The sequence below is a fragment of the Streptomyces sp. BK208 genome, from assembly GCF_004364245.1.
Lineage (GTDB): Bacteria > Actinomycetota > Actinomycetes > Streptomycetales > Streptomycetaceae > Streptomyces.
This window is the reverse complement of sequence record NZ_SOAV01000015.1, coordinates 1-20927: the sequence shown is the minus strand read 5'-3', so window position 1 is coordinate 20927 and position 20927 is coordinate 1. Positions and strand designations below refer to the sequence as shown.

At 71.0% G+C, this 20927-nt stretch carries 14 protein-coding genes, 1 tRNA gene and 1 rRNA gene; 2 read left to right on the top strand and 14 right to left on the bottom strand.

The features are described 5' to 3' along the window. The first annotated feature begins 8 nt into the window (after nucleotides 1-8). Nucleotides 9-854 (top strand): DNA-formamidopyrimidine glycosylase family protein, encoded by an 846-nt coding sequence (locus tag EV562_RS30495; protein ID WP_133890082.1) that lies wholly within the window; start codon nucleotides 9-11, stop codon nucleotides 852-854. A 164-nt stretch (nucleotides 855-1018) separates the two neighbouring features. Here the strand turns inward: EV562_RS30495 and EV562_RS30490 are convergent, their stop codons facing one another. The 11 genes from EV562_RS30490 to EV562_RS30435 form a co-directional block, all read right to left on the bottom strand. Then, nucleotides 1019-1507 carry an SRPBCC domain-containing protein gene (locus EV562_RS30490; protein WP_133890081.1) on the bottom strand — a complete coding sequence of 163 codons (489 nt, stop codon included), beginning with the start codon at nucleotides 1505-1507 and terminating at the stop codon, nucleotides 1019-1021. Then, a complete protein-coding gene (locus EV562_RS30485; protein ID WP_243860265.1) occupies nucleotides 1504-1815 on the bottom strand; it encodes a hypothetical protein in 312 nt (103 codons plus the stop codon). The genes EV562_RS30490 and EV562_RS30485 overlap by 4 nt, the downstream gene beginning before the upstream one ends. 6 nt (nucleotides 1816-1821) lie before the next feature. Further along, nucleotides 1822-2292 carry a DNA starvation/stationary phase protection protein gene (locus tag EV562_RS30480; protein ID WP_133890080.1) on the bottom strand — a complete coding sequence of 157 codons (471 nt, stop codon included), beginning with the start codon at nucleotides 2290-2292 and terminating at the stop codon, nucleotides 1822-1824. A gap of 228 nt (nucleotides 2293-2520) precedes the next feature. After that, on the bottom strand, nucleotides 2521-2901 hold the full coding sequence (locus tag EV562_RS30475) for a helix-turn-helix transcriptional regulator (protein WP_031037941.1): 381 nt from the start codon (nucleotides 2899-2901) through the stop codon (nucleotides 2521-2523). A 109-nt stretch (nucleotides 2902-3010) separates the two neighbouring features. Beyond that, nucleotides 3011-3556, bottom strand: coding sequence for a CinA family protein (locus EV562_RS30470; RefSeq protein ID WP_133890079.1), 546 nt, complete (start codon nucleotides 3554-3556; stop codon nucleotides 3011-3013). Beyond that, nucleotides 3553-4386, bottom strand: a complete 834-nt coding sequence (gene pgsA, locus EV562_RS30465) for a CDP-diacylglycerol--glycerol-3-phosphate 3-phosphatidyltransferase (protein WP_133890078.1) — start codon at nucleotides 4384-4386, stop codon at nucleotides 3553-3555. Before pgsA ends, EV562_RS30470 begins: the two co-directional genes overlap by 4 nt. Beyond that, entirely contained in the window at nucleotides 4383-5864 is a 1482-nt protein-coding gene (gene rimO, locus EV562_RS30460) for a 30S ribosomal protein S12 methylthiotransferase RimO (protein ID WP_133890077.1), read from the bottom strand. Before rimO ends, pgsA begins: the two co-directional genes overlap by 4 nt. 91 nt (nucleotides 5865-5955) lie before the next feature. Continuing rightward, nucleotides 5956-6813 carry a helix-turn-helix domain-containing protein gene (locus EV562_RS30455; protein WP_133890076.1) on the bottom strand — a complete coding sequence of 286 codons (858 nt, stop codon included), beginning with the start codon at nucleotides 6811-6813 and terminating at the stop codon, nucleotides 5956-5958. Nucleotides 6814-7072: 259 nt separating this feature from the next. Then, the gene (locus EV562_RS30450; protein ID WP_208298461.1) at nucleotides 7073-9838 is read right to left on the bottom strand and encodes a DNA translocase FtsK; all 2766 of its coding nucleotides are present in this window, start codon (nucleotides 9836-9838) and stop codon (nucleotides 7073-7075) included. A 191-nt stretch (nucleotides 9839-10029) separates the two neighbouring features. Continuing rightward, entirely contained in the window at nucleotides 10030-10704 is a 675-nt protein-coding gene (locus tag EV562_RS30445) for a response regulator (RefSeq protein WP_133890074.1), read from the bottom strand. 450 nt (nucleotides 10705-11154) lie between these two features. Then, entirely contained in the window at nucleotides 11155-16647 is a 5493-nt protein-coding gene (locus EV562_RS30435; protein WP_133890072.1) for a HAMP domain-containing protein, read from the bottom strand. Between the two features lie 390 nt (nucleotides 16648-17037). Here EV562_RS30435 and EV562_RS30425 point away from each other — a divergent pair, with 390 nt between their 5' ends. Next, nucleotides 17038-19788 (top strand): SpoIIE family protein phosphatase, encoded by a 2751-nt coding sequence (locus tag EV562_RS30425; protein ID WP_133890071.1) that lies wholly within the window; start codon nucleotides 17038-17040, stop codon nucleotides 19786-19788. A 120-nt stretch (nucleotides 19789-19908) separates the two neighbouring features. Here the strand turns inward: EV562_RS30425 and EV562_RS30420 are convergent. The 3 genes from EV562_RS30420 to rrf all read right to left on the bottom strand — a co-directional run. Further along, nucleotides 19909-19981, bottom strand: a tRNA-Thr gene (locus EV562_RS30420). An 82-nt stretch (nucleotides 19982-20063) separates the two neighbouring features. Next, entirely contained in the window at nucleotides 20064-20726 is a 663-nt protein-coding gene (locus EV562_RS30415; protein ID WP_166662081.1) for a DegT/DnrJ/EryC1/StrS family aminotransferase, read from the bottom strand. A 113-nt stretch (nucleotides 20727-20839) separates the two neighbouring features. Then, a 5S ribosomal RNA gene (rrf, locus tag EV562_RS30410) occupies nucleotides 20840-20927 on the bottom strand; the annotation flags it as partial.

Sequence of the window (20927 nt, the reverse complement as noted above, 5' to 3'; positions counted from 1 at the left end):
CTTGAGCCATGCCCGAAGGAGACACGGTCTGGCAGGCGGCGCGACGACTGCACGACGCCCTCGCGGGGAAGGTGCTGACCCGCAGCGACTTCCGCGTCCCCCGGTTCGCCACGGCCGACCTCACCGGCCGCACGGTCCTGGACGTCACCGCGCGCGGCAAGCACCTGCTGACCCGGGTCGAGGGCGGTCTGACGGTGCACTCGCACCTGCGGATGGACGGCTCGTGGAAGGTGTTCGCACCCGGTCAGCGCTGGAGCGGCGGCCCCGCGCACCAGATCAGGGTCATCCTCGGCACCGGCGACCGGACGGCCGTCGGCTACCGCCTCCCGGTGCTGGAGATCCTGCGCACCGCCCACGAGCAGCGCGCCGTCGGCCATCTCGGCCCCGATCTGCTCGGCCCCGACTGGGACCCGGCGCGGGCCCTCGACAACCTGCGCGCCGACCCCTCCCGCGCGCTGGGCGAGGCCCTGCTCGACCAGCGCAATCTCGCCGGCATCGGCAACGTCTACAAGTGCGAGCTCTGCTTCCTGCTCGGCGTCACGCCCTGGCTGCCGGTCGGCGAGCTGTCCCCGGACCGCGCCGCGCAGCTGCCCGCCCTCGCGCAGAAGCTCCTGGAGGCCAACCGCGACCGGCCGATCCGGCGGACGACGGGCCTGCGCGGACAGGACCTGTTCGTGTACGGCCGCGCACCCCGCCCGTGCCTGCGCTGCGGTACGTCGGTCCGGGTGGCCGACCAGGGCGACGGCTCCCGCGACCGCCCCACGTACTGGTGCCCGACCTGCCAGGCAGGGCCCGCCCCGCGCCCGGCCGGCCCCGCGCGGACCCGACGCGGCGGCAACGGCCGAACCGGCTGAGGAAGCCGCCGGGAGCCGCTCGGGCAGCCGCCGGAAACCGCTCGCGGGCCTCGCGACGGCGGCGACGACTGACGCGCCCGCGACCACCCGTGACGCCTCGCCTCGCTGACGCCCGCGACCAGCGACGACCCGCGACCGCCAGCGGCGGCTCGGCCCGCAGCGGCTCAGCCCGCGGCGAGCAGGGTGTCCATCTGGCCGGCCGCCTCGCGCATGCCGTCGTCCATGCCCATCGCAATGAGCTGGTCCATCTGCTCCCTGGTGTCGAAGACCGACCTCAGCTCCATGCGGGTGCCGCCGTCGCGCCCGGTGAGCGTCACCCGGTTCGCGGTCGTCGGCATCGCGGCGTCCGGCACCCCGTGCTCGTCGGCGAAGCCGTCCGTGAACTCCAGCGACCTCGGTGCGTCGACCGTGGCCACCCGCCACCAGCCGCGGTACTTCTCACCCTGCGGGCCGGTCATGAAGTAGGTGACGTCACCGCCGGGGGACAGATCGTGCTCCTCCACCGTCGCCGGGTAGGACGGCGGTCCCCACCAGCGCTCCAGCTGCCGGGGGTCGGACCAGAGCCGCCAGACCCGTTCCGCGGGGGCGGCGAAGTCGGCGACCAGGGTGAGGGTCAGATGGTCGAGATCCTTGTCGACGCCGGTGACACTCATCGGCTCGGTCCTTCCGTCGCTCGGTGCGCTCCGTCTTCCGGCGGCGCCTCGCCGGGCCGGGCGCGCCGGCCCGCGTCCCGGGCCGTCCCGCGCAGGGCCCGCCGCCACCGTCCCGCCTCCAGCGCCCCCGCGGTCCGGCGTGGCGGCACGCAGTGCACCGGCAGCACGCTCAGCCCCCAGCCGCCGACCGCGACCGCCCCTTCAAGCACCCCGGCGCCGGGGTGCAGCGCCAGGCGCAGCACGGCCCACCACCACAGGACGCCGAGGCCCAGCGCGGCCGCCCGGCAGGCCGTCCGCGCCGCCGCCATCCCGCGTCATCCGTTCCCGGCCTGGAACATCCAGTGCTGCTTCTCCAGGTCGGCGGTGATCTGGATGAAGATGTCCTGGCTCACGGGATCCGGGTCCTCGCTCGCCGTGATCCGCTCACGCATCCGCCCGATCACCGCGCTCAGCGCGTCCACGATGGTCTGTACGGCGGTGGTGTCGTCGACCCAGCCCTCGGGGGTCACGTCGATGCCGCTGCCGACGGCGACGGTCGCGGCCCGCCCGTCCGGAGAGACGCCGAGCGCCGAGGCACGTTCCGCCACGGTGTCCGAGTGCGTGCGGGCGGTCTCGACGAGTTCGTCGAGCTGGAGGTGCACGGAGCGGAACCGTGGACCGACCACGTTCCAGTGGATCTGCTTGGCCACCAGGGCCAGGTCGACCAGGTCGACGAGGGCGCCCTGCAACGCCTCGGAGACGGTCTTCAGGTCCGCGTCGGACAACGGGCTCTTCACGACGTACATCCACGCCTCCGTCGGTTCTCCCCCGGCCATCTCCCTCCACGATGACCGCACCCGCACGGACCGGCAAACCGGCGAACACGGGCCTCTCGCGCCCACGGCCCGCCCCGTTCGTACGGATGCCGTCGCGCACGCGCCCACCCGGTCCGGGCACGCGAAAACCCCGGCACCGTCCCTCCGCACTTCCGGAGGGCCCCGGCCGGGGCCTCACACGCACATGTTCTCGGGCGCTCAGGCGGCGACGACGTCCACTGCCTCGGCGGGCGCCTTGATGGTGACCCGCTCCGGTGGCACGCCGGACACCGAGACGGAACCCAGCATCGGACGCACCGGCGCCGGCACGGTCTCGCTGGGCGTCGCCGCGGCGGACTGGGCCAGCTCGGCGAGGGCGAGTTCGTCGCTCACTTCCCGCATGAGCTCGGACATCCGTACGTCCAGCGCGTCGCAGATGGCGGAGAGCAGCTCGGAAGACGCCTCCTTCTGCCCCCGCTCCACCTCGGAGAGATAGCCGAGTGAGACTCGGGCGGACGAGGAGACTTCGCGCAGAGTACGGCCCTGGCGTTGGCGCTGCCGACGCAGCACGTCACCCAGCAGGCGACGGAGCAGAATCATCGGTGGCTCCCTCCTCGGACCGTGTAACCGCATCCTTCACGCCCCACCGTACCGCCTCGCGCCGCGGCCGTGCGGGGAGCGATGTCGTGTTCACTCAGGGCTGCAAACATCAAAACCCCCCGTTCCGTTCCGTATCCTGTGCCCGCTCATTCCCGGTCTGTTCGCTCGCAAGCTCCCTCAAAAGAAGTGCGAGTACGCTCCGTACACTCTCCATACGAATTTCCGCGCGGTCGCCGTTCAACCGCAGCGCCTCCACTTTTCCGCCATCGGCGCAACCCCGGCCGGGTCCGAAAGGCCCGTCCACGGCCACGAAGACCGTTCCCACGGGCTGCCCGTCCTGCGGTTCAGGGCCGGCGACTCCGGTCGTCGCGATGCCCCAGTCGGCGCCCAGCACGGTACGCACGCCTGCCGCCATCTGGGCGGCGACCTGCGGGTCCACCGCTCCCCGCGCCGCGAGCAGGTCGGCGTCGACGCCGAGTACCTGCCGCTTCAGCTCCGTCGCGTAGGCGGTGACCGACCCCCGGAACGCCTTGGAGGCCCCGGGGACGGCCGTGAGCGCGGAAGCGACCATTCCGCCGGTCAGGGACTCGGCGACCGCGAGGGTCTCGCCCCTCACCGTGAGTAGTCGCACCACGTCGGCGGCCGTGGAAATCAAGCTTCCGTCTCCTTCAACGCCGCTCTGCGTTCGGCGATTCCCCGGCGGCGCAGCACAATGGCCTGCTTCACATAGTCGAGGCCGGTCACCACGGTCAGGACGACCGCCGCGGCCATCACCCAGAACCTCAGGGTGGCCAGGGGCCCCGTCAGCGCCAGGACGTACATGCCGACGGCGATGCCCTGGGTGAGCGTCTTCAGCTTGCCGCCCCGGCTCGCGGGGATGACGCCGTACCGGATGACCACGAAACGCAGGACGGTGATCCCGAGTTCCCGGCCGAGGATGACGGCCGTCACCCACCACGGCAGGTCGCCCAGCGCGGACAGGCAGATCAGCGCCGCGCCCATGATCGCCTTGTCGGCGATGGGGTCGGCGATCTTCCCGAAGTCCGTGACGAGGTTGTAGGTGCGCGCCAGGTGCCCGTCGAAGAGGTCGGTGATCATGGCGATGGCGAAGGAGGCCCAGGCGAACGACCGCCAGGCCGGGTCGTACCCCCCGTTGCCGAGCATCAGCGCGACGAAGGCCGGTACGAGGAGCAGCCGGAGCATCGTCAGCAGATTGGCGACGTTCCAGACGCTCGCCTGGTTGACGGCGGCGGCAGCGATCTTGCCGCCGCGCAGGTGGGCACCGCCCTCGGTCGCACCCCGGTGCGCCGCGCCCCGTTCCGTCGCACCGTGGTCCGTCGCCTCCCGGTCCTGCGCATCCCGTTCCACGGCGCCCCCCGGAGTCGTACGCTCGGCCGGTCCGTGCGCCGCACCGGCGGCGCCCAGCGAGCCGGTCCTGCCCGCACGGGAGGAGCCGCCCGCGGCGGACGCCGGGACTCCGCTCATCTGCCGGCCTCCTCACTCCGCTCGGGCGATCCCGGCAGCGGTTCGGCCACCAGGTCGACACCCTCCGTACCGACCACCTTCGCGTCGACCATACGACCCACACTCAGGCCCTCGCCGCTCGTGAGCAGCACCTGGCCGTCCGTCTCCGGCGCCTGGTGCTCCGCACGGCCGCGGACGCCGTCGCCGTCGCCCGCGCTGTCCACGGACTCGACGAGCACCCGCACGGTCGAGCCGACGCGCTCGTCGGCGCGCTGCGAGACCAGCTCTTCGGCCAGGCGCGAGACACGAGCCAACCGCTCGGCCACGACGTCCTCGTCCAGCTTGTCACCGTAGGTCGCCGCCTCGGTGCCCTCCTCGTCGGAGTATCCGAAGACGCCGATGGCGTCCAGCCGGGCATGGTTCAGGAAGCGCTCCAGCTCGGCGAGATCGGCCTCGGACTCGCCGGGGAAGCCGACGATGAAGTTGGAGCGCACACCCGCCTCGGGTGCCTTGCTCCGGATGGTGTCGAGGAGCTCCAGGAAGCGGTCGGTGTCGCCGAAGCGGCGCATCGCGCGCAGCACGTCCGGAGCGGAGTGCTGGAAGGACAGGTCGAAGTAGGGCACGACCTTCTCGGTGGAGGTCAGCACGTCGATCAGGCCGGGGCGCATCTCGGCGGGCTGGAGGTAGCTGACGCGCACGCGCTCGATGCCGTCGACGTCGGCCAGGTTCGGCAGCAGCGACTCCAGCAGACGGATGTCGCCGAGGTCCTTGCCGTAGGAGGTGTTGTTCTCGGAGACCAGCATGACCTCCTTGACGCCCTGCTCGGCCAGCCACCGCGTCTCGTTCAGCACGTCGCTGGGGCGGCGCGAGATGAAGGAGCCGCGGAAGGAGGGGATGGCGCAGAAGGAGCAGCGCCGGTCGCAGCCGGAGGCGAGCTTCACCGAGGCGACCGGGGAGCCGTCCAGCCGGCGGCGCAGGGGCGCGCGCGGACCCGAGGCGGGGGCGACGCCTTCGGGCAGGTCGGTCGGGCCGTGCCCCGGCAGGGCGACCGCGGCGCCGGCCTCCTGGCGCTCGGCGGGGCTGATCGGCAGCAGCTTGCGCCGGTCGCGCGGGGTGTGCGCGGCGTGGATGCCGCCGTTCAGGATGGTCTGGAGCCGGTCGGAGATGTCGGCGTAGTCGTCGAAGCCGAGGACGCCGTCGGCCTCCGGGAGGGCCTCGGCCAGCTCCTTGCCGTACCGCTCGGCCATGCAGCCGACCGCGACCACGGCCTGCGTTCTTCCGTGGCCCTTGAGGTCGTTGGCCTCCAGGAGGGCGTCCACGGAGTCCTTCTTGGCGGCCTCGACGAAGCCGCACGTGTTCACGACGGCGACGTCCGCTCCCTCGGCGTCCTCGACGAGCGTCCAGCCGTCCGCCTCCAGACGGCCTGCGAGCTCCTCCGAGTCCACCTCGTTACGGGCGCAGCCAAGGGTGACGAGTGCGACGGTACGGCTTTCAGGCATGGGCTCAAGACTACTTCGTCCCGCCGACGCCCCATGTCGACGGGGTTGGCCGATCCCGGCCGACCCCGTGGCGACAGGCTTCCCGGATCCGCTAACCGACCTGCGGATCGCCCTTCGTGTACGTCAGGCGCTCGACGGCGCCGGGCTGGAAGTCGTCCTCGATCTTCTTGCCGTTGACGTAGAGCTCTATGGCACCGGCGTCTCCGAGGACGAGCTTGACCTTCTCGTTGTCCTGGAAGGTCTTGGAGTCGCCCTGCTGGAGCGTGCCATCGAAGAGCTGCCTGCCGTTGTGGTCCTGGGCGGAGATCCAGCTGCGGCCCCCGATGGCGCTGACCTTGACGGTCACCTTGTCCGCGGGCGCGGCGGCGATGGCGCTGTCGCTCGGCTTGGGGGCGGCGGGCTTCTTGGGCTTGGCGCTCGGCGAGGCGGACTCGCCGGACGAGGGCTGGGCCCCCTCGGCGACGCTCGCCTCGTTGCCGCCGCTGTCGCCGCCCTTGACGAAGCTGAAGCCCACGAACCCGATCACGGCGACGATGGCGGCGACCATGGCGGCGGTCCAGTTGGGTCCGCGCCGCTCGGGACGGATGCGCTCCGCCTCGAACAGCGGCGCGGTGGCGGTCGGCGCCGGGCGCCCGCCGTGCTCGGCGTCGAACTGCGCGAGCAGCTCGGCGGGATCGAGTCCGACGGCCTTGGCGAGGGTGCGGATGTGCCCGCGCGCATAGACGTCGCCGCCGCAGGGCGCGAAGTCGTCCGCCTCGATGGCGTGCACGATGGCGATGCGGACCCGGGTGGCGGTGGTGATGTCGTCGACGGTCAGCCCGGCGGCGATCCGTGCCTGCTGCAGGGCACGGCCGACGGTGGGGCGGGCGTCCTCGGAAACGCTTTCGGGGACGTCGTGGGACACGTCTTCGACCGGACGCTCGTCTTCGGGAGAGTTGCCGTTGGACACGGGGGCGCCTTTCGAGCGTGAGCCGCCTGTGCTGGGCGTTCAGTCTAGGGGGGGTACAAACGGGTGGGGCAACCGGGCGGTACGACCTTTACGCCATCGGAATGGCCCGGCACACCGATGGTGGACTACCTGTTTGTACTTTCCTCAACTTGACGTAGAGCACGAGGAAACGGTTGCTCAATGATCCCTAACGGGTGAGTCACGATCGGCCGGCCGGCCGTCGTGACCTCCTTCGGCGGAACCCTTCGCTCACCCGTCCCTACCCTTCAGACTCCCCCCGGATCACCGCGAGCACGCCGTCCAGTTCGTCGGGCTTCACGAGAACGTCACGCGCCTTCGAACCCTCGCTCGGTCCGACGATGCTCCGGGACTCCATCAGGTCCATCAGCCGCCCGGCCTTGGCGAAGCCGACGCGCAGCTTGCGCTGGAGCATCGAGGTGGACCCGAACTGCGTGGAGACGACCAGCTCGGCCGCCTGGCACAGCAGGTCGAGGTCGTCGCCGATGTCCTCGTCGATCTCCTTCTTCTGCTTCGTCCCGACGGTGACGTCTTCGCGGAAGACCGGCGCCATCTGGTCCTTGCAGTGCTGGACGACGAGCGCCACCTCCTCCTCGGTCACGAACGCGCCCTGCATGCGGGTCGGCTTGTTCGCGCCCATCGGCAGGAAGAGTCCGTCGCCCTTGCCGATGAGCTTCTCGGCGCCGGGCTGGTCGAGAATGACCCGTGAGTCGGCGAGCGAGGAGGTGGCGAAGGCGAGCCGCGAGGGCACGTTGGCCTTGATGAGGCCGGTGACGACGTCCACGGACGGCCGCTGGGTGGCGAGCACGAGGTGGATGCCGGCCGCCCGCGCGAGCTGGGTGATCCGGACGATCGCGTCCTCGACGTCGCGCGGCGCGACCATCATCAGGTCGGCCAGCTCGTCCACGATCACCAGCAGGTACGGGTAGGGCTGGAGTTCACGCTCGCTGCCCTCGGGCGGCTTGACCTTGCCCTCGCGCACCGCGCGGTTGAAGTCGTCGATGTGCCGGTAGCCGTAGGCGGCGAGGTCGTCGTAGCGCAGGTCCATCTCGCGCACGACCCACTGGAGCGCCTCGGCGGCCCGCTTCGGGTTGGTGATGATCGGCGTGATCAGGTGCGGGATGCCCTCGTACGCGGTCAGCTCGACGCGCTTGGGGTCGACGAGGATCATCCGGACGTCCTCCGGGGTCGCCCGCATCATGATCGAGGTGATCAGGCAGTTGATGCAGGACGACTTGCCGGAGCCGGTGGCGCCGGCGACCAGCATGTGCGGCATCTTCGCCAGCGAGTGCATGACGTAGCCGCCCTCGACGTCCTTGCCGAAGGCGACCAGCATCGGGTCGTCGTCCTCGGCGGACTCCGCGAGCCGCAGCACGTCGCCGAGGTTGACCATCTCCCGGTCGGTGTTGGGGATCTCGATACCGACCGCGGACTTGCCGGGGATCGGGCTGATGATCCGTACGTCGGGGCTGGCGACGGCGTACGCGATGTTCTTGGTCAGCGCGGTGATCCGCTCGACCTTCACGGCGGGGCCCAGCTCGACCTCGTACCGGGTGACCGTCGGGCCGCGGGTGAAGCCGGTGACGCGGGCGTCCACCTTGAACTCGGTGAAGACGGTGGTCAGCGAGTCCACTATGGCGTCGTTGGCGGCGCTGCGCGCCTTGCCGGGGCCGCCGCGCGTGAGGGAGTCGAGGGACGGCAGCGAGTAGGTGATGTCGCCGGAGAGCTGGAGCTGCTCGGCGCGCGGCGGCAGGTCCCGCTCCTTGGGCAGCGGGGTCTTGGTGAGGTCGGGGACGCTCCCGCCTGCCGGCTCCTCCTCGGGCGCCTTGGCGGCGTCCTTCCTGAGCTTCCCCGGCTGCGGCCGCGCGGCGGGTACGGGTGTGGGCGTGGGGGTCGTCGACTCGCGGTCCCCCGTGCCGACGCCCTGGGTGAGGTCGGCGACCACCGGCGAGGGCGGCATGCCGTGCAGGACCGCGCCGTCGAGCGCGGCGGCGGCCGCCGCGGCCACGTCGACGGCGTCCATCGGGCGGTTCATCTCCGGCTGCGGCACGGCGGACCGGCGGGGCCTGCCGCGACGCCGGCCGAGCGCCTCCTGCTCGGCCGTGTCGTGATCGTACGGCTGCTCCACGGCGGCCGGTGTCCCGCGTCTGCGGGACCGGGCGGGCAGCGCCTCGCGCCACTGTTCGTCGTAGCGCTCGTCGTCGTCCGTGAAGTCCGCGTAGGCGTCCGCCTCCGGGTCGCCGACCACGCCGAGCCGCACCCCGAGCTGCCGCAGCCGCTGGGGGATGGCGTTGACCGGGGTGGCGGTGACGACGAGCAGCCCGAAGACCGTGAGCAGCACGAGCAGCGGCACGGCCAGCACGTCGGTCATCGTGGCCGACAGCGGGGTCGCCGCGGCCCAGCCGATGAGGCCCCCGGCATCCCTTATGGCCTGCATGCCGGCGCTGCGGGCGGGTGAGCCGCAGCCGATGTGCACCTGCCCGAGCACGCCGACGACGAGCGCGGACAGGCCGATCACGATCCGTCCGTTGGCCTCGGGCTTCTCGGGGTGCCGGATCAGGCGTACGCCGATGGCGCCGAGCAGGATCGGCACGAGCAGGTCCAGGCGCCCGAAGGCTCCGGTCACGAGGATCTCGACGAGGTCGCCGACGGGACCCTTGAGGTCGGCCCAGGTGCCCGCGGCGACGATCAGCGCGACGCCGAGCAGCAGCAGGGCGACACCGTCCTTGCGGTGGGCCGGGTCGAGGTTCTTGGCACCCTGCCCTATGCCGCGGAAGACGGCGCCGACGCCGTGCGCGAGGCCCAGCCAGAGCGCCCGCACCAGCCGGTAGAGGCCCCCGGTGGGGCTGGGAGCCGCTTTGGGCGCGGGCTTCCTCGCCACGGCCTTCCTGGCGGGCACCTTCTTCGCGGGCGCCTTCTTCGCGGGGGCCTTCCTGACCGGACCCTTCGCGGGAGCGGCCGCCTTCTTCGCGGGCTGCTTCTTGGCTGCGGAGGGACGTGAGGCCATAGGTGTGAGGTTACCGGGGGAGACGGCGGTCGACACGTGTGCCCACCGCTTCACCCGTTCGTGTCGCTCATGCGAGGCACCGGAACTGACGCTTCCGGTACAGGCCCTGACAAGCCCTCACAGATCGTCCTCCTGACGGCCGCTCGGTCCGCCGCGGCAGACCTGACGGGTCGGCGGACGCGTCCGGGGCGTCAGTTGACCGCGGGCTGGCCTCCGGACGTGCCCGGCTCCAGGGCGTCCAGCGCCCGCCGCAGCCCGGTGAGCTTGCGCTCCAGGTGAGCGGCCGTCGCCACCGCCGCGGCGTCCGTCGACTCGTCGCCCAGCTGCTTGGACAGCGCCTCCGCCTGCTCCTCCACGGCCGCCAGCCGTGCCGACAGCTCGGCGAGCAGCCCGGCGGGCTCCTTGACCTCGCCGGCCTCGGCCTTGCCGTTGCCCTCCAACTGGAGGCGCAGCAGCGCCGCCTGCTCGCGCAGCTGGCAGTTCTTCATGTACAGCTCGACGAAGACCGAGACCTTGGCGCGCAGCACCCAGGGGTCGAACGGCTTGGAGATGTAGTCCACCGCTCCCGCCGCGTAGCCGCGGAAGGTGTGGTGGGGGCCGTGGTTGATCGCGGTGAGGAAGATGATCGGGATGTCCCGGGTCCGCTCCCGCCGCTTGATGTGCGCGGCGGTCTCGAAACCGTCCATGCCCGGCATCTGGACGTCCAGCAGAATGACCGCGAAGTCGTCCGTGAGCAGTGCTTTGAGCGCTTCCTCCCCGGACGATGCCCGCACCAGCGTCTGATCGAGCGCCGAGAGGATCGCCTCCAGCGCCAGCAGATTCTCCGGCCGGTCATCGACCAGGAGGATCTTGGCCTTCTGCACCATGGCCCGCCCTCCTCGCCCCGGCGTGGGGCCTCCCCTGTCCACAGGACTCGACGCGGCACCGGCTGGTGCCGCCCCGGCGGACGGCTCCCTTGCGCCGCCCGTCCTTGTGCCGGTCATCGTAGCCGCACCCCGCCCGTCGCCACACCCTGTCACCGTGATGTCACTGTGCTCGTAGCAGAAACGCGGCGGGGGACCAGAAGGTTCCCCGGATCCCGCACTTCTACCCGACTCCGAGCACGCTGAGTCAGCGACCGCGTGGACGGTGAAGGTTCCCGCCAGCACACACTCCACGTTCGCACACCGCCCGAGCGGGCCGCACGGAAGGTGCCCCCGCGTACGCGGACACCGTGCCCGAAGGTACTACGGTCACGGTGTCCGGACGTACGGGTCACGTCCCGCCGGCGCCCGGCCGCGCCCGGCGACGCCAACCGGAAGCGCGGCTCCGGGTGCTCACTCCTCGTTCGTGTCGTTCATCCACTGCTGCATCACCGTCAGCAGGTGGTCAGGGTCGACCGGCTTCGTCACGTAGTCGGAGGCACCGGACTCGATCGCCTTCTCCCGGTCGCCCTTCATCGCCTTCGCGGTCAGCGCGATGATCGGCAGGCCGGCGAACTGGGGCATCCGGCGGATCGCCGTGGTCGTCGCGTAGCCGTCCATCTCGGGCATCATGATGTCCATCAGGACGACCGCCACGTCCTCGTGCTGCTCCAGGACCTCGATGCCCTCCCGCCCGTTCTCGGCGTACAGCACGGACAGGCCGTGCTGCTCCAGGACGCTGGTGAGGGCGAAGACGTTGCGGATGTCGTCGTCCACGATCAGCACCTTCTGCCCGCCGAACCGGATCCCCCGGGTCGACTGGTGCGACGGCTCCTGCTCGGCGTCCGACTGCCGCTCCCGCACCGCGGGCAGCTCATCGGTCGCGGCCGGCCGGCGGCGGCGCCGGAACAGCGCGGTCGCGCCGTTGTGCGCGTCCTGGTGCGGCTTCGCCTCGGCCGGGATGTCGGCCTCCGCCTGCGGCGCCTCGGCACGCGCCAGGGCCGCCGGCCGCGGGCCCGCCTCGGAGCCGGGCAGGGCCTGCGGGTAGCCGTTCGGGGGCAGCTCGCTCGGGTGCAGCGGCAGGTAGAGCGTGAACGTCGAACCGCGGCCGGGCTCGCTCTGCGCCTGGATCTCGCCGCCCAGCAGCTGCGCGATCTCCCGCGAGATGGACAGTCCCAGGCCCGTACCGCCGTACTTGCGGCTGGTCGTGCCGTCGGCCTGCTTGAACGCTTCGAAGATCACCTGCATCTTGCTGGCCGCGATCCCGATGCCCGTGTCGCTGACGGAGAACGCGATCAGCTCGGCGTCCGGGTCGTTCATCGAACCGGCCTCCAGCAACTGCTCCCGGATGGCCTGCGGCACCTCGTCCCGGGCCGGGCGGATGACCAGCTCGACGGAGCCGGAGTCGGTGAACTTCACCGCGTTGGACAGCAGGTTGCGCAGCACCTGGAGCAGCCGCTGCTCGTCGGTGTGCATGGTGGCGGGCAGTCCCGGCGAGACCCGCACCGACAGGTCCAGGCCCTTCTCCGCGCTCAGCGGCCGGAAGGTGGCCTCCACGTAGTCCACGAGCTGGACGAGTGCGATGCGCGTCGGGGAGACGTCCATCTTGCCCGCGTCGACCTTCGACAGGTCCAGGATGTCGTTGATGAGCTGCAACAGGTCCGACCCCGCACCGTGGATCGTCTCGGCGAACTCGACCTGCTTCGGCGTCAGGTTCGCGTCGGCGTTGTCGGCGAGCAACTTGGCCAGGATCAGCAGCGAGTTGAGCGGCGTACGCAGCTCGTGCGACATGTTGGCCAGGAACTCGCTCTTGTAGCGCATGGAGACCGCGAGCTGCTCGGCGCGCTCCTCCAGGACCTGGCGGGCCTCCTCGATCTCGGTGTTCTTCACCTCGATGTCGCGGTTCTGCTGCGCCAGCAGCTCGGCCTTCTCCTCCAGTTCGGCGTTGGAGGACTGGAGCGCCTTCTGCCGCTGCTCCAACTCCTCCGACCGCTCACGCAGTTGCTCGGTCAGCTCCTGCGACTGGCTCAGCAGCACCTCGGTCTTGGTGTTGACGGAGATGGTGTTGACGCTGGTCGCGATCATCTCGGCGATCTGGTTGAGGAAGTCCTTCTGGATGTGCGTGAACGGCGTGAACGACGCCAGCTCGATCACGCCGAGCACCTGCCCCTCGAAGAGCACCGGCAGCACGATCACCTGGGCGGGCGGCGCCTCGCCGAGCCCGGAGCTGATCCTCAGGTAGCCGCTCGGCGCGTTCTCCACGAGGATCGTGCGCTTCTCCTTGGCCGCGGTGCCCACCAGCGCCTCGCCCGGCCGGAACGAGGTCGGCATGGACCCCATCGAGTAGCCGTACGACCCGAGCATCCGCAGCTCGTACGCGTCGCCCTCGGCGCCCGCCTGTTCCTGGCCGTCGACCAGCGGCATCGCGAGGAAGAACGCCCCGTGCTGCGCGGAGACCACGGGCGTCAGCTCGCTCATGATCAGCGAGGCCACGTCCTGGAGGTCCCGGCGGCCCTGCATCAGGCCGGAGATCCGGGCCAGGTTGCCCTTGAGCCAGTCCTGCTCCTTGTTGGCGATCGTGGTGTCGCGCAGGTTGGCGATCATCTTGTTGATGTAGTCCTGCAGCTCCGAGATCTCACCGGAGGCGTCCACGTCGATCTTCAGGTTCAGGTCGCCGCGCGTCACGGCGGTCGCCACGCGCGCGATGGCCCGCACCTGCCGGGTGAGGTTCCCGGCCATCTCGTTCACGGACTCCGTCAGGTCCCGCCAGGTGCCGTCGACGTCACGCACGCGTGCCTGACCGCCCAGCTGCCCCTCCGTGCCCACCTCACGGGCGACGCGGGTGACCTCCTCGGCGAAGGACGACAGCTGGTCCACCATCGTGTTGATCGTCGTCTTCAGCTCCAGGATCTCGCCGCGCGCGTCGATGTCGATCTTCTTGGTCAGGTCGCCCTTCGCGATCGCCGTGGTGACCATGGCGATGTTGCGCACCTGACCGGTCAGGTTGGACGCCATCTGGTTCACCGACTCGGTGAGGTCCTTCCACGTCCCCGACACGCCCGGCACCTGCGCCTGGCCGCCCAGGATGCCGTCGGTTCCCACCTCGCGGGCCACCTTGGTCACCTGGTCGGCGAAGGACCGCAGCGTCCGCACCATGGTGTTGAAGGTGTCGGCGAGCTGCGCGACCTCGCCGCGCGCCTCGATCGTCACGGTCCGCGTCAGGTCGCCGTTGGCGACGGCCGCGGCCACCTGGGAGATGTTCCGCACCTGGACCGTGAGGTTCTTGGCCATCAGGTTGACGTTGTCGTTGAGGTCCTTCCAGATGCCCACGACGCCGGGCACGCTCGCCTGGCCGCCGAGGATGCCCTCCGTGCCCACCTCGCGCGCGACCCGCGTCACCTGCTCGGCGAAGGACGACAGCTGGTCGACCATGGTGTTGACGGTGGTGACCAGTTCGAGGATCTCGCCCTTGGCGTCGACCGTGATCTTCTTCGACAGGTCGCCCTTGGCCACCGCCGTGGTGACCTCGGCGATGTTGCGCACCTGCATGGTCAGGTTGTTGGCCATGCCGTTCACGGACTGCGTGAGGTCCTTCCAGGTGCCGGAGACGCCCTGCACCTCCGCCTGCCCGCCGAGGATGCCCTCGGTGCCCACCTCGCGCGCGACGCGGGTGACCTCCTGGGCGAACGACGACAGCTGGTCCACCATCGTGTTCAGGGTGTTCTTCAGCTCCAGGATCTCCCCGCGCGCGTCCACGGTGATCTTCTGGGACAGGTCACCGCGCGCCACCGCCGTCGCGACCTGCGCGATGTTGCGCACCTGCGCGGTGAGGTTGCCGGCCATGCCGTTCACGGAGTCCGTCAGGTCGCGCCACACGCCCGCGACCCCCGGCACCTGCGCCTGACCGCCGAGTCGGCCCTCCGTGCCCACCTCACGGGCGACCCGGGTGACCTGCTCGGCGAAGCTGGAGAGCTGGTCGACCATCGTGTTGATGGTGTTCTTCAGCTCCAGGATCTCGCCGCGCGCGTCGACGTCGATCTTCTGGGACAGGTCACCGCGCGCCACGGCCGTCGTCACCTGCGCGATGTTGCGCACCTGGGAGGTCAGGTTGCCGGCCATGGAGTTGACGGAGTCCGTCAGCTCCTTCCAGGTCCCCGACACGCCGTCGACCCGCGCCTGACCGCCGAGGCGCCCCTCCGTGCCCACGTCCCGGGCCATCCGCGTCACCTGGTCGGCGAAGGACGACAGCTGGTCGACCATCGTGTTCACGGTGTTCTTCAGCTGGAGCATCTCGCCGGAGACGTCCACGGTGACCTTCTGCGACAGGTCGCCGTTGGCCACCGCCGTCGTCACCTGGGCGATGTTCCTCACCTGACCGGTGAGGTTGCGGAACGCGGTGTTGACGGAGTCGGTGAGGTCCTTCCAGGTCCCCGCAGCCCCCGGCACCTGCGCCTGACCGCCCAGCTCGCCCTCGACCCCGACCTCACGCGCCACCCGCGTGACCTCGGCACCGAAGGCGGACAGCTGGTCCACCATCGTGTTGACGGTGTTCTTCAGCTCCAGCATCTCCCCGGCCACGTCGACGGTGACCTTCTGCGACAGGTCACCGCTGGCCACCGCCGTCGTCACCGTCGCGATGTCACGCACCTGGGTCGTCAGGTTCCGGAAGACCGTGTTGACGGAGTCCGTCAGGTCCTTCCAGATGCCGGCGGCGCCCGGCACGTTCGCCTGCCCGCCGAGCTGCCCCTCACCACCGGTCTCGTTGGCCACGCGCGTGACCTCGTCCGCGAAGATCCGCAGCGTCTCGGTCATCTGGTTGATCGTCTCGGCGAGCTGCGCGACCTCGCCCCGGGCCGGCACCGTCACCTTCTTCGACAGGTCGCCGTTGGCGACCGCCGTCGTCACGTGGGAGATCTCCCGCACCTGGGCCGTCAGGTTCCCGGCCATGGTGTTGACGGAGTCGGTCAGCTCCTTCCACACCCCGGCCACGCCCGGCACCTGCGCCTGCCCACCCAGCGCGCCCTCGGTGCCCACCTCACGGGCCACGCGCGTCACCTCGGAGGAGAACGCGGAGAGCTGGTCCACCATCGTGTTGACGGTGTTCTTCAGCTCCAGCATCTCCCCGGCCACGTGCACCGTGACCTTCCGGGACAGATCGCCCTTGGCCACCGCCGTCGTCACCAGCGCGATGTCCCGCACCTGGGCGGTGAGCCGGTACGCCATGGTGTTGACGGAGTCCGTCAGGTCCTTCCAGGAACCGGACATACCGCGCACCCGGGCCTGACCGCCCAGCTTTCCCTCGGTGCCGACCTCGCTGGCCACCCGCGTGACCTCGTCCGTGAACGTCGACAACTGGTCGACCAGGTTGTTCACGGTCCGGCCGACCTTCAGGAACTCACCGCGCAACGGCTGCCCGGTGCCCTCGTCGTTCTGCGTCCGCAGCTCCATACGGGGCGACAGGTCACCGTCCGCGACCGCCGACAGCACCCGGCTCACCTCGGAGACGGGCCGCACGAGGTCGTCCACCAGCGCGTTCGAGTGGTCGATCGCGGCCGCCCAGGACCCCTCGCAGGCCCCGGTCTCCAGCCGCTCCGTGAGTTTTCCCTCACGTCCGACCACACGCCGTACCCGCGCCAGCTCACCCGTGAGGTGGAGATTGCGGTCGGCCACCTCGTTGAAGACCGCCGCGATCTCCGACATCACACCGTCGCCGGACACGGTGAGCCGCCTGCGGAAGTTGCCCTCCCGCATCGACACCAGCGCCGCCAGCAGCCGGTTCAGCGCGGCCGTGTCCACCGTCGTACTGCCGCTGCGCGCACCGCCGCCCCGCGATGTGCCCTGGTTGCTCAGGGACTGTCCGCCTTTCGCGCGCGTCCTCGTGGCCCGCGCCGCTGCGCCAGACTCCACTGTGTCCCTCCCGCAAGGGTCGACCGATACCGCTGTGCCCGGTCCCCGCCGCATGGCGGACCGGATCACTGCCGCTCACTTCCGTACTGCCGCACGATCCGGCCCGGTGACCGGACCGCTTCCAGGGCTGCTGCCCACCCGACTCGGCGCGCATTCACCTGCCCGGACCTTCACAAGCAGCCTGCCCAGTGTTTCACCCCGGCCGAACCAGGCCATAACAGTTCGGCAGCTTCGCACATCGTCCGCACACCCTCTGGGCGGAAACACTGCAGACCGGCATCCGAATGGACGGCGAAGGTAAGTAACCTGGCATACGGCTGTCCAGCCATACCGGTCCGTCCGGTCTGGGCGGTGACACGGAGACGAGCGGGCATCGGAGGGGCGGCCGGAATGACCACCGGACTGATCCCGGGGGAGCAGCCCCCGGATCCCGGACCGACGGGCGGACTGCCGCAGCAGCGGGGCGAGCCGGCCGGCCAGGAGGCCGTGTACGGGGAGAGAGGGTCGAGGAGTTCTGTGATCACCGCGCGCGCGGCCGCCAGCTTCGAGCCCGTCGGGCGATCCGTGGCCAGTGCCCGGTCCTTCGTCCGCGACACGCTCCAGGGCTGGGGCCACGCCGACATCGTCGACGACGCCGTGGTGCTCACCAGCGAACTGGTGACCAATGCCGTGGTCCACGCCGGCACCACCGCCGACGTCGTGTGCCTGCGCAGCGACGACGGCGTCCGGATCGAGGTCGCCGACCACTATCCGGAACGCGAGGTCCCGCTCCAGGGCTCCCCCGCCACCATGGGCAGCCTCGACCGCGAGGGCGGCCGCGGCCTCCAGCTGTGCGCGGCACTGGCCGACCGCTGGGGCGTCGAGTACACGCCGACGCTGAAGAACGTCTGGTTCCACCTCCACCTGCCCGAGCGCCCGGTCGGCACCCGCGCCGCCGGCCCCTCCCTCCCCGCCGCCCTGCTGCCGCTCGCCGACGGCAGGGTCCGCGTCGCCGTCGTACAGATCGACCGCTCCGGCGCCATCTCGTCGTGGAGCGAGGACGCCGAGGACCTCTTCGGCTACTCCGCCGACCAGGTCACCGGCAAACCGCTGACCGACCTCGCCGCCTGGCCGCACACCCCCGGCACCAGCACCGGCATCGCCGAGGCCCTGCAGCTCTCCCGCTGGGAGGGCAGCTACGGCATGCGGGGCGCCAACGGCCGCGTCACCCCGGTCTACGCCTCCCACCTGCGCGTCCGCGACCCCGACGGCGAGCCCTCCACGGTGTGTCTGCTCGTCCGCGACCACGAACGCGCGGTGCTGCAGACCCCGTTGCGCGTGCCCGCCTCCGACTCCCCGTCCTCCGAGGGCCAGAGCGCGGACCCCTTCGAGGTGTTCATCGGCTCCCCCGCCCCGGACGACCTCGACGGCCTGCTCCAGCGCACGGTCGAGCGCGCCCGCGACATGCTCGACGCCGACGCCGCCTTCCTGCTCCTGGCGACCGACGACGAAACCGAGTTGGAGGTCCGCGCCTCCACCGGCCTGCCCTCCGCCCGCCAGCGTTTCGCCCGCGTCCCCGTCGAGGCGGGGCCCGGCCGCTACGGCTCGGCGCGCATGCCCGCCGTCCACGACGACCTGGAGGCCGTCCCCGGCGCGGTCCCGCTCCTGGACAGCACCGGCATGCGCTCGGTCGTCACCGTCCCCCTCAAGGTCGAGGGCCGCCTCACCGGTTCCCTCGGCGTCGCGGCGGAGGCCGCCGGCCGGTACTCCAACGAGGAGGCGCTGCGCCTGCAGTTCGCGGCCGACCGCATCGCGCTGGCCGTCGAGTCGGCGCGTCTCGGCGAGCTGGAGCGGCTGCGCCGCGGCTCGCTGAGCTTCCTGGTCGAGGCCTCCGACCTGCTCGCCGGCACCCTCGACCGCGACCAGACGCTGGCCCTGATGGCCCAGATGACGGTCCCGACGCTGGCCACCTGGTGCGCCGTCTACACGATCGCCGACCAGTCCTCGGACCCGTACCTCTCCTACGTCCTGCACGAGGACGAGGAGCTCATCGACGGCATCAAGTCCCTCCTGTCGAAGATCGCCCCGCCCGACCCGGTGCCCACCCCGGGTGCCCGCGTCTGGACGGCGCCCGCCGAGATGGCCCACCAGGCGGCGCTGCGCACCTCCATGCGCGACCTGGGCCTCAGCGGCGGCGTCGCCCAGCCGCTGAGCACCGGCCTCGGCCCGACCCTCGCCACCGCCTCCGCGGTCGGCGGCGAGACCGTCGTCCTCCCGCTGGTCGCCCGCAACCGCGTCATCGGCATGCTCACCCTCGGCAAGCCCACCGACGACCACTTCCGCCAGGAGATCCTCGAACTGGCCGAGGACCTCTCCCGACGGGCCGCCCTGGCCCTGGACAACGCCCGGCTGTATTCGGAACGCACGGCCATCAGCCAGTCCCTCCAGCGCAGCCTCCTGCCCCCGGAACTGCCCGTCATCGACGGCGTCGAGGTCGAGGTCATCTACCGCGCGGCCGGCGAGGGCAACGAGGTCGGCGGTGACTTCTACGACCTCTTCCCCATCAGCGACGACGCGTACGGCTTCGCCATCGGCGACGTCTGCGGTACCGGCCCGAACGCCGCGGCCGTCACCGGCCTGGCCAGGCACGCCCTGCGCCTGCTGGCCCGCGAGGGCCTGAGCGGCCCGGCGGTCCTGGAGCGTCTCAATTCGGCCATCCTCGACGAGGGCGCCCGCAGCCGCTTCCTCACTCTCCTGTACGGCGAGATGCGTCCCCAGGAGGACGGCAGCGCGGAGCTGAAGGTCGTCTGCGCCGGCCACCCGCTCCCGCTCCGCCTCCGTCAGGACGGCACGGTCGAGCCGGCCGCCGAGCCCCAGCCCCTCCTCGGCGTCATCGAGGACCTGGAGCTGTACGAGCAGACGGTCACCCTCGACCCGGGCGACGTCCTGCTGTGCGTCACGGACGGCGTCACCGAGCGCCGTGAGGGCACGCGCATGCTGGGCGACGACGGCCTCGCCGACGTCCTCACGTCCTGCACGGGCCTGACGGCGGGTGCGGTGGCCGCGCGCATCATGCGCGCGGTGGAGCGCTTCGCGTCCGACGCCCCGTCCGACGACATGGCGATCCTCGCGATGCGCGTCCCGGAGCCCCACGCGGACTAGCGTTCCGGCCCCGGGACTTGGCCCGGGGCCCGGGCCGTCTCCGGCTTCGGCTTCGGCTTCGGCTTCGGCTTCGGACATGCGAAAGGCCCCGCCCGAATCGGGCGGGGCCTTTCGTGAGGGAGCCCCCAAACGGAATCGAACCGTTGACCTTCTCCTTACCATGGAGACGCTCTACCGACTGAGCTATAGGGGCCTGTCGCTTTCGAGGTTTCCCTCGCGGCAACGGAATAGATCATACCCCGAACAACCCGGTGCTCCCAACCACGGACTTGCCGTCAGTACGCGGGCTGCAGCAGCCCGCCGAGCGCATTGCAGGCGGACACGATCCGCTGCATGTCCCGCTTCGTCAACGCGGCCTCGACCGGCAGCGCGAGCGTCTCGTCGGCGGCCCGCTCCGTCTCCGGCAGCGACACGCACCGCCGGAATCCGGGCATCCTGTGCACGGGTGTTCTCACCGGCACCCGGCACTCGACTCCCCTGCCCCGTACCGCCCGGGCGAACGCGTCCCTGTCCGGCCGCCCGTTCCCCGGCACCCGCACCACGTACTGCTGATAGGTGTGCCCGTCACCCCAGTCCGGGGTCCGCACTCCCCTCAACTTCCCGTCGAGATAGGCCGCCCGCTGCCGGCGCCGTGCTATCTCGTCGTACGGCGCCTCGGACTCGCCGTGCTCCAGTACGAGCAGCCCGTGCCGCTGCCCCGTCCTGTGCAGGGGGCCCATGTCCGCCGGCCGCCCGAAGCGGTGCACGACGACCACGGCCGCGGTCCGAGACGTCAGCGCCCCCTCCACCAGCGCGGGATCCAGGCAGTACGTCGCCGGATCTATGTCGGCGAAGACCGGTGACGCGCCCACCAGGGCCACGGCTTCGGCGACTTCCACGTTCCCGAAGGCAGGTACGACGACCTCGTCACCGACGCCTATGCCGGCGGCCCTGAGCAATGCTGCAGTACCCATACCTGGGATGGTCGGCGCACAACGTGAACTCGAAGTGACGGAAAACAAAAAAGGGCTGGTCCCGGAACCGAAGTTCCGGGACCAGCCCTCTAATAATTGTTCGGCGGCGTCCTACTCTCCCACAGGGTCCCCCCTGCAGTACCATCGGCGCTGTAAGGCTTAGCTTCCGGGTTCGAAATGTAACCG